The sequence below is a fragment of the Deinococcus sp. KSM4-11 genome (assembly GCF_004801415.1).
GTDB lineage: Bacteria > Deinococcota > Deinococci > Deinococcales > Deinococcaceae > Deinococcus.
In genome coordinates, this window is sequence record NZ_SSNX01000003.1 from 298,812 (window position 1) to 311,563 (window position 12,752).

A 12,752-nucleotide genomic window follows, 5' to 3' on the forward strand; every position below is an offset into this window, starting at 1 on the left:
GGGTGTGCTCTTGTGGAGGAACCTATGACTGCTACTGAAACGCCGCGCGCCCTGATGGTCTGGGGCGGTTGGGACCGCCACGAGCCGCAGCAGACCACCGAACGCTTCGCCGCGCTGCTGCGCGATCAGGGCTTCGACGTGACCGTCACCGGAGATCTGGACGTCTACCTGGACGCCGACCTGCTGGCCCGGCAGGCGGTGATCGTGCAGTGCGTGACCATGAGTACCATCACGCCCGAGCAGGTGAAAGGCCTACTGAACGCCGTCCGGGGCGGGGTGGGCTTCGCCGGCTGGCATGGCGGGGCCGGGGACTCGTTCCGGAACACGCCGGACTACCAGTACATGGTGGGCGGGCAGTGGGTCGCCCATCCGGGCAACATCTTTGAGTACACGGTGCAGATCACGGCGGATCATGCCATCACGCGTGGGCTGAGAGACTTCGCCATGCATTCCGAGCAGTACTACCTGCACACCGATCCATCCAACACCGTGCTCGCCACGACCACCTTCACGGGCGAACACGACCCCTGGATTGCGGGCACGGTCATGCCGGTCGCGTGGACGCGCCGGTACGGTCAGGGCCGTGTGGCGTACTGCGCGCTGGGGCACGTGAACGCCGACTTCGAGGTGATGGAGGCGCGTGAACTGGTCTTGCGGGGCCTGCTGTGGGCGGCGGGACAGCTGGACTGACCGCCGCCTCCGTGTCGGTGAAGGGGGGGCTGTCCTTGCGGTGGCAAACCACTGCTGCAACTCCGGCGGCTTGACCTCCCACCGCGGGCCAGCGGCTCAGTCCCGCGACAGGCGCACCGCCCGGTTCCACAGCAGTCCCAGTGCGCCGAGCAGGGCGGCCAGCAGGATGAACAGCGCAGGGGACGCCAGCGGCCAGCTGCCCATGACCGCGCCCAGGCTCAGGCCCAGGGCGTTCAGGCCCATGAACACCCCCATCACGCGGCCCAGCGTGCCGGCGGCCACCAGGCCCTGGGCGCGGGTCACGGCGGCCACCTCCAGCACCCCCAGGCTCAGGCCCAGGAGTCCGGCGGTCACAAACCAGACGACCGGCTGCGCGATGGCGAAGCCGAGCACGGCCAGCACGCACAGCACCCGCCCCAGGTTGATGAGCGTCTCGGTGCTGAACCGTGTGGACAGAACTCCGACGGCGAGCGCCCCGACGAGGGCCCCCGCGGCGCTGAGGCCCTCGAAGAGAGCATAGCCGGCCGCTCCGGCCCCCACCTGCTGCATGAACAGGGGCGCGCGGACGTTCACCACATTCAGGGTCAGGTTCATGGTGAAGCTCAGGAAGATCATGACCAGCAGCAGCGGCTGGGCGCGCACGACGAGCAGGCCACCCCGCAGGTCGTGCCAGAAGCCGCGCGCGGCGCCGGACTGGGCAGCGGGACGGGCCGGGAGCAGCGTGACCAGCAGCAGGCCAAGCAGGTAGACGGGCACGCTGGTCAGCAGGGTCTGGGCGCTGCCGAGCAGGTGGATCAGCACGCCGCCCACGCCGTAGCCGATCAGCGGCAGGCCCATCAGCGCGGCGCTGCTGAGGCTGTTCGCCTGCGGGCGCTGCGCCTCGGGCACCAGCTGCGGCACCAGGGCGCTGCCGGCCGTGAAGCCCAGCGTCACCAGGCAGCCGTTCAGGAACGCGAAGGCGGCCAGCGCGGGCAGCTGCGCCCGGCCGCTCAGCACGAGCCACGCCACGGCCGCCAGCAGCAGGGTGCGCAGCAGGGCGGTCACGATCAACACCGTCCGGCCGGGCAGGCGGTCGGCGAGTGTGCCGAGCAGCGGGGCCAGGAAGCGCGGCGCGCTGGCGGCCAGCAGCACGGTACCCAGGCCCACCCGGCCGGCGTGGGCTCCCAGAACGACGAAGGGCAGCGCGACGAACAGGACGGCGTCCGCGACGGCGGTGGCGGCGGCGCTGCCGAGGTACAGCCAGAAGTCGCGCGGGAAGCTCCGGGGAAGGGGAAGGCTGAGCATGGCCACAGCTTCGGCGTACACTCCCGAAAATGCCGGAGACGATTTTCGGAAGACCGAGCGGGCCGTGGTGGACGGTGCGGACGGAGGAGCAGGCGAGTCTGCTGGCCCGCCCGGACTCCCGGCGTTTCCTGGAGCCCTTCATCGGGCGGGAACGCACGGCGGGCGAGGCGGCGCGCGAGCTGGGCGTCTCGATTGAGCGGCTGCTGTACCGCGTGCGGCAGTTCCGGGCGGCGGGCCTGCTGCTCGAGACCGGGCAGCGCCGCCGCGCCGGACGACCGGAACGCGTCTACCGCGCGGTGGCCGACGCCTTCGTGGTGCCCTTCGCCCTGACGCCCTTCGCGGATCTGGAGGCGCAGATCGCCCGGCAGGCCGCGCCCCTGCACCAGCTCGAACTCCGGGCGGGCGCGCGGGCCGGGCGGGAACGGGGGCTGACGAACCGCCTGATCTACCGCGACACCAGCGGGGAACTCCACAGCGAGACCGCGCTGCCCGAGGGCACGACCTGGCAGGCCATCCACCCCGAGCCGGGGGGTGATTACGCGGGGATCTACCACCTGGACGACGCCACCGCCCGCGAGATCGGTGAACTGTGGGAGGCGCTGCGGGATCGCCTTCAGCAGGCCCGCCGCGACCACGGGGAGGGTCGGCCCTACCTGATCCGCACGGCCATGGTTCCGCTGCGGCCGGAGGATCTGGCCGGCCTTCCACCCCTGTCCTCCCCGGCGGGGAGGCCCGACAGGGAATGAGCAGGGTGATCCTGGGCGATCCCGCCCTCAGCGCCCCTATCCTCGGGGTATGACTGCCCCCGCCCGGACGGTGCTGCGCTCCATTCACACGCTGATCCCCATGCAGGGCGAGCGGCTGGCCCCCATGCCGCCCATCCCCGATGGCGCGGTGGTCGTGGAAGGCAGCGTGATCGTCTGGGCCGGCCGCGACTCCGACCTGCCCCCGGCACTGCTGGAGGGCGCCGCCGTGCGGAACCTGAGCGGGCACGTGGTGCTGCCGGGGCTGGTGAACACGCACCATCACCTGTACCAGACGCTGACACGCTGCATTGCACCGGATGCGGGCCTGTTCGAGTGGCTGCGGACGCTCTATCCGATCTGGCTGCGCCTGACTCCGGACGCGGCCTTCGACTCGGCGCAACTGGGCCTGGCGGAACTGGCACTGAGCGGGTGCACCACGTCCAGCGATCACCTGTACTTGTTCCCGAACGGGGTGCGTCTGGACGACACCATCCACGCCGCGCGTGAACTGGGCGTGCGCTTCCACGCGACGCGCGGCAGCATGAGCCTGGGCGAATCCCAGGGCGGTCTGCCGCCGGACCGGGCCGTGGAACGCGAGAACGCCATCCTGGCCGACTCGGTGCGGGTGATCGAGACCTTCCACGACCCGGCCCGCCTCGCCATGACCCGCGTGGCGCTGGCACCGTGCTCGCCCTTCTCGGTGACGGGCGACCTGATGCGGGAAAGCGCCGTGCTGGCCCGGGAGCGGGGCGTGATGCTGCACACGCACCTCGCGGAAACGGCCGACGAGGATGCCTTCTGCCTGAACCAGTTCGGACTGCGCCCCCTGGACTACGCCGAGAGTCTGGGCTGGGTGGGGCCGGACGTGTGGTTCGCGCACGGCGTGCACTTCAGTTCCGCCGACGCCGCGCGGCTGGGCGCATGCGGCTGCGGTGTGGCCCACTGCCCCAGCAGCAACATGCGGCTCGCCAGCGGCATCGCGCCCACGCGCACGCTGCTGGAGGCGGGCGTGAAGGTCGCCCTGGGTGTGGACGGCAGCGCCAGCAACGACTCCTCGCACCTGCTGGCCGAGGCACGGCAGGCCATGCTCAGCTCACGGGTGCGCGGCGTACCCGGTCAGGCCCCACACGCACACGACCTGCTGACCGCCCACGACGCCCTGTGGCTCGCCACTCGCGGCGGCGCGGCTGTGCTGAACCGCGACGACATCGGGCAGATCGCGCCCGGGTACGCCGCCGACATGATCGCTGTCGATCTGCGTGACCTGGGCTACAGCGGCGCGCGGCACGATTCGATGAGCGCCCTGACGCTGTGCGCGCCGCCGCGCGTGGCCCTGAACATGGTGAACGGCCGCGTGATCATGGAAGCCGGGCAGATGACCGCCATCGACCTGCCCGCGCTGGCGGAACGCCACGACCGGCACAGCGCGCGGATGCTGGAAGGCTGAGTTCAGCTATAGGCCCCAGCGAGCTCGGCGCCCTCGGCCAGCAGGGCGGCCAGGGTGCCGGACTGCTTCAGGGTGAGGGCGAAGACCATATCCGCCTGATACACGTGAACCGTCCTCAAAAACGGTTCGAGCGCGTCGACGAAACCCACCAGCCAGCCGCCAGGCCACGCACTCTATGTCGTCCGGAGCGCGCTCCAAGGAGATGCCCTTCTTCGCCATCAGGAGATGCGTGCCGCCCACCCAGGGATCAGGCGCAGCGTGCCTTGCAGGTTCAGGAGAGCGGTAGCCACGCGTTCATGGCCTGACGCATGGCCACGATTTTTCCCAGGTGGTAGGCGTTATGCACCGCCAAGCCGCGCAGGATGTCGGCCATCGTCTCGCCCGGATTGACCTCCGCATTCAGCCGGTCTGGCGAGGTCGTCCAGGCGAGCGCGCTGTCCAGCCCAGACAGGAAGTCCTCGACCAGGGCCGTCCATTCGCTCAGGGACGTGGGTTGATGCTCCGGATACCGTCGGCCAGCCTGCCATGTTGCGTCGTACAGGGCCTCGTCACGGTTGACCATGATGTTCTGCCACAGCACCGTATGCCACAGCTCGTCGTAGATCGAGTGCGCCTGTGCCGACGCTCTGGCACTGACCTGCTCCAGCGTGAGGTTCATCAGGATCGTGCGCCGGTCGGCGTACTCGCCGTGAAAGAGATGTTCCCACTGGTTCTTCGCGGCCTGGTCGGTCACAGTGCCTCCCGGTTCTTCTCGATCAGGTCGTCCACCGCTTCGCGCAGCAGGGAGGCCTCGGTGCGGCCCAGGGCACCCGACAGTTTGGCCAGCCGGTCGAGCTGGCTCTTGCTGTAGTAGTTGCTCTTGAGAACCATCTTGCTCTCCACGTAGATGCATGCGCGGGCGCGGCCCTCGCGTTTGGCGCGCAGCAGGGCTTCTTCGGCGGCGCGGTACAGTTCGGCGTACAGCGTGGCGTGCGCTGGCCGCGCGGCCAGCCCCACGCTCAGGCCCAGGCTTTTGGGCCACTGCGGGTCACGGTGGATATGGAAGTGCTTGATGACCTCGTCGAAGAGAATCAGGGCGGTCTCGGCGGCGGTTTCGGGCAGGATGCTGGCGTATTCGTCGCCGCCGATCCGGCCGATGATGCTGCCAGTAGGCAGGCTGCCGGACAGCAGGCGCTCGACGCCCCGCAGGACGCGGTCGCCCTCGCCGTGGCCAAGGGTATCGTTGAGGGTCTTGAAGTGGTCGAGGTCGAGGACGGCCAGGGCGAGGGGGGCTCCCTTGAAGGCGGTGAAGGCATCCTCGAAGGCGTTGCGGCTGAGAATCGCGGGGCGGGCGGCCATACACATTCCTCCTACAGGTGGGATCGACACCGGAACAGATCGAACACACGTATATTGACATGACATATATATGTCTTCGCTATGATATTTCAGGCACGCATGCAGATTGACCGTGTCAGCGCATCTTGAGCGCACCACACTCAGATTCTCACACTAGGACAGTTGACATTTTTCGGCATCAGACTCTATTCTCTCGTGCGGAACGGCAAAAACCCGCCGGGCTGTCCGGCGCGTTTCAAGGCCCCACATCCCAAATCTCTCTAGGAGGAACCCACATGCTGAAACCTTTGGGCGACCGAGTTCTCGTGGAAATTATCGAAGAAGCCGAGCAGAAGACCGCCGGCGGCCTGTACGTCCCTGACTCCGCCAAGGAAAAGAGCCAGCGCGGCAAGGTCATCGCCGTCGGCAGCGGCAAGACCCTGGACAACGGCACCAAGTCCCCCCTGGAAGTCAAGACGGGCGACACCGTGTACTTCGCCAAGTACGGCGGCACCGAAGTGACGCTGGAAGGCAAGAACTACTCCATCCTCGCCGAACGCGACATCCTCGCCATCGTCGAGTAAAGGGGGCGTGGGCCGTGACCCTGGCCACCCGCCCTGTCTCCCCAACTCCCTCCCGTATGGGGAGAGGCGTTGACCCCTTCCCACCCCCAACTCTTTAAAGGAGCCCTACCATGGCCAAGCAACTTGTATTCGATGAACAGGCCCGCCGTGCCCTCGAACGTGGCGTGAACGCCGTCGCCAACGCTGTCAAAGTGACCCTCGGGCCCCGTGGCCGCAACGTCGTCATCGAGAAGAAGTTCGGCAGCCCCACGATCACCAAGGACGGCGTCACCGTCGCCAAGGAAGTCGAGCTGGAAGACAAGCTCGAGAACATCGGCGCGCAGCTGCTGAAGGAAGTCGCCAGCAAGACCAACGACATCACGGGTGACGGCACCACCACCGCCACCGTGCTCGGCCAGGCCATCGTGAAAGAAGGCCTGCGCAACGTGGCCGCCGGCGCCAACCCGCTGGCCCTGAAGCGCGGCATCGACAAGGCTGTGGCCGTGGCCATCGAAGAGATCAAGAAGCTTGCCGTGCCCGTCGAGGACTCCGACGCGATCAAGAAGGTCGCCGGCATCTCCGCCAACGACGACCAGGTCGGCGAGGAAATCGCCAGCGCGATGGACAAGGTCGGCAAGGAAGGCGTCATCACCATCGAAGAGTCCAAGGGCTTCGACACCGAAGTGGACGTCGTGGAAGGCATGCAGTTCGACAAGGGCTTCATCAACCCCTACTTCGTGACCAACCCCGAGAAGATGGAAGCGGTGCTCGAAGACGCCTACATCCTGATCAACGAGAAGAAGATCAGCAACCTCAAGGACCTGCTGCCCGTGCTGGAAAAAGCCGCGCAGACCGGCCGCCCCCTGCTGATCATCGCCGAGGACGTGGAAGGCGAAGCGCTGGCCACCCTGGTCGTGAACAAGCTGCGCGGCACGCTGAACATCGCCGCCGTGAAGGCCCCCGGTTTCGGTGACCGCCGCAAGGAAATGCTGCGCGACATCGCCGCCGTGACCGGCGGACAGGTCGTCAGCGAAGACCTCGGCCACAAGCTGGAGAACACCACCCTGGACATGCTGGGCCGCGCCGCGCGCATCCGCATTACCAAGGACGAGACCACCATCGTGGACGGCAAGGGCGAGCAGAGCGAGATCGACGCCCGCGTCAACGCCATCAAGGGCGAACTGGACACCACCGACAGCGACTACGCCAAGGAAAAGCTCCAGGAGCGTCTGGCCAAGCTGGCCGGCGGCGTGGCCGTGATCCGCGTCGGCGCTGCCACCGAAACGGAACTGAAGGAAAAGAAGCACCGCTACGAGGACGCCCTCTCCACCGCCCGCTCGGCGGTCGAGGAAGGCATCGTCTCCGGCGGCGGCACCACCCTGCTGCGCATCATCCCGGCCGTCCGCAAGGCCGCCGAGAGCCTCGTCGGTGACGAAGCGACCGGTGCCCGCATCCTGATCCGCGCGCTGGAAGAACCCGCCCGCCAGATCGCAGTGAACGCCGGCGAAGAAGGCAGCGTCATCGTGAACGCCGTGATCAACAGCGACAAGCCCCGCTATGGCTTCAACGCCGCGACCGGCGAGTACGTGGATGACATGATCGCCGCCGGGATCGTCGACCCGGCCAAGGTCACCCGCACTGCCCTTCAGAACGCCGCGAGCATCGGCGCCCTGATCCTGACCACCGAAGCCATCGTGTCCGACAAGCCCGAGAAGCCCCAGGCGGGCGGCAACGGCGGCCAGGGCATGGGCGGCGGCGACATGGGCGGAATGGACTTCTAAAGATGGTGATGGTTGATCGTCAATAATTGATGGTCAAAGAAAGAGGCCGGGGCGTGATGCTCCGGCCTCTTTCTATTCAGGCCAGCGAAGGCGGTGTTTCCCGGTGAGGAAGAGTGGCCGCCGGTTGAAGTATGTCCTGTCATCAACTCGTGGGTAAGCGAAGGGCTGGGGGATCGGGGCGTTGCCGCTGCCCCTGCCAATAAATGTGATGGGCTGCCAATGACCGCGTTCAAAAAGTTCGACGGCCGCGCCCGTTTCGAGCGGTCGGCCCAGTAGTCGATAAATCTGACCTGGGAAGCGTCCCTGCTGCTCCAGCCTGCCTTCCTGTGGAGCAGGTGATGGCGTGCCGCGGTCGCGCTCCAGATACATCTGTCCTGCGCTGGGCGGAAAGATGCGCCGCAGGAACGCAGGCACCTCCGCAAGAATAGCTGGACGGTCGCCGGGCGTGCCATCTTGCCAGGTAGGGAAAAAGCGGATGCCGGCGCGGGCGAGGCGTTCGACCTTGAGCCACTGCTCCTGATTGCGGTGCGGTGGAGCCTTGAAGTCTGTGCCCATGTTGGTCATGGGTTGACGGCACTGCGGACACGGAGCCTCGCTGCCTTGTGCCCGTAAACTCTGCTTGAACGCCTTACGACAATGAAAACACGCGTAGTGCTGAAGGCGGCCGGTAACTTCGTAGAACTCGCTCCGGTCAATGAAATGGGTGCGTGGCTTGCGGATCATGCCATCAGGTTAGGCGCTGGTCGGCGGAGGCACATCTGCCGATTGACGAGGAGGCGTACCATCAGATTAATTTACTCTTCAAACCGGTTTACTTTATAAACTATAAGCGCTATCCTCTCTCCATGAAGAACATCGGCTTCCTCTCGTTCGGGCACTGGACGCCCTCGCCACAGTCAGGGACGCGCTCGGCCCGCGACGTGCTGCTGCAATCCATTGATCTGGCCGTCGCCGCCGAGGAACTGGGCGCAGACGGCGCGTACTTCCGCGTGCACCACTTCGCGCGGCAGCTGTCCTCGCCGTTCCCGCTGCTGGCAGCAGTGGGGGCCAGAACCAGCCGCATCGAGATCGGCACAGGCGTCATCGACATGCGGTACGAGAATCCCTTTTACATGGCCGAGGACGCCGGTTCAGCCGACCTGATCTCGGGCGGACGCCTGCAACTGGGCATCAGCCGGGGCTCGCCGGAACAGGTGATCGACGGCTGGCGGCACTTCGGCTTTGCGCCCGCCGAGGGAGAGAGCGAGGCTGACATGGCCCGGCACCACGCCGACGTGTTTCTGGAACTGCTGGAGGGGCGCGGCTTTGCCCAGCCCAACCCGCGCCCGATGTTCGCCAACCCGCCGGGGCTGCTGCGCCTGGAACCGTATTCCGAGGGGTTGCGGGAGCGGATCTGGTGGGGCGCGGCGACCACGGCCACGGCGGTCTGGGCCGCGCAGAAGGGCATGAACCTGCAGAGCTCCACGCTGGTCTTCGACGAGAGCGGCAGGCCCTTCCACGAGCAGCAGGCCGAGCAGATCCGGGCCTACCGGGCTGCCTGGGCCGAGGCTGGGCATTCCCGGACGCCACGTGTGTCGGTCAGCCGCAGCATCTTCGCCCTGACCGATGACCGCGACCGCATGTACTTCGGCGGACAGGGACAGGATCGCGACCAGTTCGGGCGGATCGACAGCACGCGAGCCGTGTTCGGGCGCAGTTACGCCGCCGAACCCGACAAGCTGATCGAGGAACTGCGCAGCGACACCGCCATCGCGGAGGCCGACACCCTGCTGCTGACCGTGCCCAACCAGCTCGGCGTGTCGTACAACGCCCACGTCATCGAGTCGATCCTGAAGGACGTGGCCCCGGCGCTGGGGTGGCGTTGACCGCGCAGCCCCACCTGCTGGTGTTCTCCGGCCTACCCGGCACCGGCAAGTCGACCCTGGCCCGGCAACTCGCGCAGCAGCTGAACGCCGCCTACCTGCGTGTGGACACCGTGGAGGCGGCGCTGCTCAGATGCGGCCTGAAGGCGACGGTGGAGGGCTACGCCGTGTCTTATGCGTTGGCGCTGGATAACCTGCAGCTGGGGAACCGCGTGGTGGTGGACGTGGTGAATCCGCTGGCGGTCACGCGGGACGCCTGGGCGGGCGTGGCCGCAGAGGCCGGAGCGCGGCTGGTGAACATCGAGGTGGTGTGCTCGGACGCGGCGGAGCACCGGCAGCGGGTCGAGTCCCGGCGGGACGACCGGGCGAACCACGTGGGCGAGTGGATTCCACCCACCTGGGAGTCCGTACAGGCAACTGCGCGGGAGTTTGAGCCGTGGAACGGGGAGCGCGTGGTGGTCGATACGGCTGGGAAGTCACCGGCGCAGGCTTTTGCGGCGCTGCTGGCGGCGCTAGAGGGCTAGCGGCCGACCTGGGCAGTCCATCTCACGTTGTCGCCTCGACCGCCCCCGTTTCCTGCGGGTATTTCCGGCGCCACAGCGCCCACCCCTCGTCCGGAAAGGCGCGCTTCGCTTCGGGGGCGAAGAGGGCCGCACCCTCATGCTCCAGCGCGGCGTCCGGGCAGGGGATGACCTCGGTGTCCTGCATGGCGGGGTGATCCGACCATTCGATCACGCGGCCGGAACCGCCCCAGGGATCGGCGGTGGCCCACACGATTCGCCCGATCCCGATCAGGGCACTGGCCCCGCCGCACATCAGGCAGGGTTCCAGGCTGGTGTACAGGGTCAACGTCTCGGGCTGCTCGGGATTGCCCAGCTGGAAATACAGATCCATCTCGGCGTGCGCGATACCGGCGCGGCCGACGTGCTCGGCCGTCTGGGGTTCCTTGTGGCGGTTGCGTCCCCGGCCGACGATCTGCCCGTCGGCATCGACCAGCACGGCGCCAACGGGCGCACTCCCGACGGCCTGGGCCTCGCGGGCCAGGGCCAGGGTGTCGCGCAGGTAACGGGCGTGGTCGAGTGGCGCGCGTGCGGCAGGGGTGTCAGGCATGCCGGCACTCTACGGACGACCGGCGTGGGGTTCGGTGGGCGTTCGTCCTTTGCCTCAGCTTGAGGAATTCGCTGTCTCAGGAATAAAGAAAGGAGCCCGCAGGCTCCTCGTGTGGATCGGCTCGGCGGGTATGGCCCGGCCTCGCTGTTCGCGCGCCCGTTTTTTGTGAATCCCAGAGGTGGGCGCCTCCCTCAAGTGCTTGAACGTACAACGTGGACTGCACTGCACGACCCTACTCGACAACGCTTTCAGGCCAGAAATGAAAACATATCATGCGTGGCCACTGCTGTCAACTCCCTCATGGGTTCGGCAGGAGTGCGGCGGTTCAGTTCACTTTGCGATCCTGGCCCTGCCACACCTCGTTTCTCAGGATAAACTTCTGGAATTTACCGCTGGCAGTCTTGGGCAGGTCATCGCGGAACTCGTAGTGCTTGGGCACCTTGAAGCCCGCCAGATGGGCGCGGACATGGGCGCTCAGCTCGTCCGGGCCGGCCTCCTTCCCGCCATGCAGGGCGATGAAGGCACAGGGCACCTCGCCCCACTTGTCGTCGGGCATGGCCACGACCACGGCCTCGCGTACGGCCGGGTGGGCGTACAGGATTCCCTCGATCTCCACGCTGCTGATGTTCTCCCCGCCGCTGATAATGACGTCCTTGTTGCGATCCTTGATCTCGATCCGGCCATCCGGGTAGGTCACCGCCACGTCGCCCGTGTGGAACCAGCCGCCCTCCAGGGCCTTGGCGGTCGCGTCCGGGTTGCGGTAGTACCCCTTCATGACCAGATTCCCGCGCACCATGATCTCGCCCAGGGTCGTTCCGTCGTGCGGGGTGGGAGTCAGGTGCTCGTCCATGACGTCCACCTCGCCCGCGAGAATCATCTCGAAGCCCTGTTTGGCGATCAGTGGGGCGCGCTCGGTGGTCGGCAGGGCTTCCTGCGCGGCGGACAGTTCCGCGACCGTGACCAGGGGGCTCACCTCGGTCAGGCCATACACCTGCGTGACGTGAAAGCCCAGGGCGTTCATGTCCGCAATGGTCCGCGCGTGTGGAGGACTGCCCGCCGTGGCCACCCGCACGGGCCGCGTGAGCGTGCGGGCCTGCTCTGGATTCGTGAGCATGCTCAGCACGGTGGGCGCGGCGCACAGGTGGGTCACACCGTAGGTTTCGATGGCGTCATACGCGGCGTCGGCGCGTACGGCGGGCAGGGTGACATGCGTGGCACCCACGCCGAAGGGGCTCCACACGCCGCCCCAGCCGTTCGCGTGGAAGTCCGGCAGGGTGTGCAGGTACACGCTGTCCTGGTCGGCCTTGAAGTAGTAGATGGTCTCGATGGCGTTCAGGAAACAGTTGCGGTGCGTGAGCATCACGCCCTTGGGGCTGGACGTCGTGCCGGACGTGAAGTTGATGGTCAGCGTGGCGTCCTCGTCCGTGACCGGGAGGGGCAGCGGAGCGTCATCCTGCGCGGCCAGGCGGGCCTCGAAGGCGGCGCCGGCCTCGCCCTCGCCGAGCACCCAGACCTCGATGCCCAGGTCAAGCGCGGCCTGCTCGACGCGGGCGTGCAGCGTCTCATCGACGAGCAGCAGTTTCACCTCGGCGTGCCGGAGCTGGAAGGCGTACTCCTCGCCGGTCAGCCGCGTGTTCAGCGGAACGAGCACGCTGCCCGCCCACGGCACGGCGCTGTAGGTGAGCAGTCCCCCGTGCGTGTTCGGCGAGAGCACCGCCACATGCCGCCCTGCGAACCCGGCCGCCTGCACCGCCCGCGCAAGCTGGTAGATGCGGCCGCCCCACTGGCGGTACGTGAAGCTGGGGCCGCCCGGCTGGATCACGGCTGTCTTGTCCGGGTAGATGTTCAGGCCGCGGCGGATGAGGTCGAGCGGGGTCAGGGGCGTGTTCATGACTGGAGCCTCCGGGACGCAAGCGGGGTGCGGGTTGTCGGTGCCCTCAATCTACCGTGTC

At 67.4% G+C, this 12,752-nt stretch carries 14 protein-coding genes; 7 read left to right on the forward strand and 7 right to left on the reverse strand.

All coding sequences use genetic code 11. From position 1 onward, the window contains the following. Nucleotides 1-24 precede the first annotated feature (24 nt). A complete protein-coding gene (locus E7T09_RS11355) occupies nucleotides 25-690 on the forward strand; it encodes a ThuA domain-containing protein (protein ID WP_205746997.1) in 666 nt (221 codons plus the stop codon). A gap of 96 nt (nucleotides 691-786) precedes the next feature. On the opposite strand, the gene E7T09_RS11360 is transcribed toward E7T09_RS11355, so the two are convergent. Continuing rightward, on the reverse strand, nucleotides 787-1,974 hold the full coding sequence (locus E7T09_RS11360) for an MFS transporter (RefSeq protein ID WP_136389290.1): 1,188 nt from the start codon (nucleotides 1,972-1,974) through the stop codon (nucleotides 787-789). A 29-nt stretch (nucleotides 1,975-2,003) separates the two neighbouring features. Here E7T09_RS11360 and E7T09_RS11365 point away from each other — a divergent pair, with 29 nt between their 5' ends. Both E7T09_RS11365 and E7T09_RS11370 read left to right on the forward strand, forming a co-directional pair. After that, nucleotides 2,004-2,720 carry a helix-turn-helix domain-containing protein gene (locus E7T09_RS11365; RefSeq protein ID WP_136389291.1) on the forward strand — a complete coding sequence of 239 codons (717 nt, stop codon included), beginning with the start codon at nucleotides 2,004-2,006 and terminating at the stop codon, nucleotides 2,718-2,720. 49 nt (nucleotides 2,721-2,769) lie between these two features. Continuing rightward, nucleotides 2,770-4,167: an 8-oxoguanine deaminase gene (locus tag E7T09_RS11370; protein WP_205746998.1), complete on the forward strand. Its 1,398-nt coding sequence runs from the start codon at nucleotides 2,770-2,772 to the stop codon at nucleotides 4,165-4,167. A gap of 2 nt (nucleotides 4,168-4,169) precedes the next feature. Here E7T09_RS11370 and E7T09_RS21895 read toward each other — a convergent pair whose 3' ends face one another. From E7T09_RS21895 to E7T09_RS11380, 3 genes are all read right to left on the reverse strand, one after another. Next, nucleotides 4,170-4,316, reverse strand: a complete 147-nt coding sequence (locus E7T09_RS21895) for a hypothetical protein (protein WP_168734813.1) — start codon at nucleotides 4,314-4,316, stop codon at nucleotides 4,170-4,172. A gap of 122 nt (nucleotides 4,317-4,438) precedes the next feature. After that, entirely contained in the window at nucleotides 4,439-4,900 is a 462-nt protein-coding gene (locus tag E7T09_RS11375; RefSeq protein ID WP_136389292.1) for a DinB family protein, read from the reverse strand. Then, on the reverse strand, nucleotides 4,897-5,505 hold the full coding sequence (locus E7T09_RS11380) for a GGDEF domain-containing protein (RefSeq protein WP_168734814.1): 609 nt from the start codon (nucleotides 5,503-5,505) through the stop codon (nucleotides 4,897-4,899). Before E7T09_RS11380 ends, E7T09_RS11375 begins: the two co-directional genes overlap by 4 nt. A gap of 275 nt (nucleotides 5,506-5,780) precedes the next feature. Here E7T09_RS11380 and groES point away from each other — a divergent pair, with 275 nt between their 5' ends. Next, nucleotides 5,781-6,068 (forward strand): co-chaperone GroES, encoded by a 288-nt coding sequence (gene groES / locus E7T09_RS11385; protein WP_136389294.1) that lies wholly within the window; start codon nucleotides 5,781-5,783, stop codon nucleotides 6,066-6,068. A gap of 110 nt (nucleotides 6,069-6,178) precedes the next feature. Beyond that, on the forward strand, nucleotides 6,179-7,828 hold the full coding sequence (gene groL / locus E7T09_RS11390) for a chaperonin GroEL (protein WP_136389295.1): 1,650 nt from the start codon (nucleotides 6,179-6,181) through the stop codon (nucleotides 7,826-7,828). A 72-nt stretch (nucleotides 7,829-7,900) separates the two neighbouring features. Here the strand turns inward: groL and E7T09_RS11395 are convergent, their stop codons facing one another. Continuing rightward, entirely contained in the window at nucleotides 7,901-8,551 is a 651-nt protein-coding gene (locus E7T09_RS11395; protein WP_136389296.1) for a hypothetical protein, read from the reverse strand. A gap of 122 nt (nucleotides 8,552-8,673) precedes the next feature. Between E7T09_RS11395 and E7T09_RS11400 the strand changes: the two genes are divergently transcribed. Next, a complete protein-coding gene (locus tag E7T09_RS11400; protein ID WP_136389297.1) occupies nucleotides 8,674-9,693 on the forward strand; it encodes an LLM class flavin-dependent oxidoreductase in 1,020 nt (339 codons plus the stop codon). Continuing rightward, on the forward strand, nucleotides 9,690-10,214 hold the full coding sequence (locus tag E7T09_RS11405) for an AAA family ATPase (RefSeq protein WP_136389298.1): 525 nt from the start codon (nucleotides 9,690-9,692) through the stop codon (nucleotides 10,212-10,214). The genes E7T09_RS11400 and E7T09_RS11405 overlap by 4 nt, the downstream gene beginning before the upstream one ends. 22 nt (nucleotides 10,215-10,236) lie before the next feature. Here E7T09_RS11405 and E7T09_RS11410 read toward each other — a convergent pair whose 3' ends face one another. Both E7T09_RS11410 and E7T09_RS11415 read right to left on the reverse strand, forming a co-directional pair. Then, on the reverse strand, nucleotides 10,237-10,800 hold the full coding sequence (locus tag E7T09_RS11410) for a nucleoside deaminase (RefSeq protein ID WP_136389299.1): 564 nt from the start codon (nucleotides 10,798-10,800) through the stop codon (nucleotides 10,237-10,239). A 325-nt stretch (nucleotides 10,801-11,125) separates the two neighbouring features. Beyond that, complete coding sequence (locus tag E7T09_RS11415; protein ID WP_136389300.1) at nucleotides 11,126-12,691, reverse strand: AMP-binding protein; 1,566 nt, start codon at nucleotides 12,689-12,691, stop codon at nucleotides 11,126-11,128. Nucleotides 12,692-12,752 lie beyond the last annotated feature (61 nt).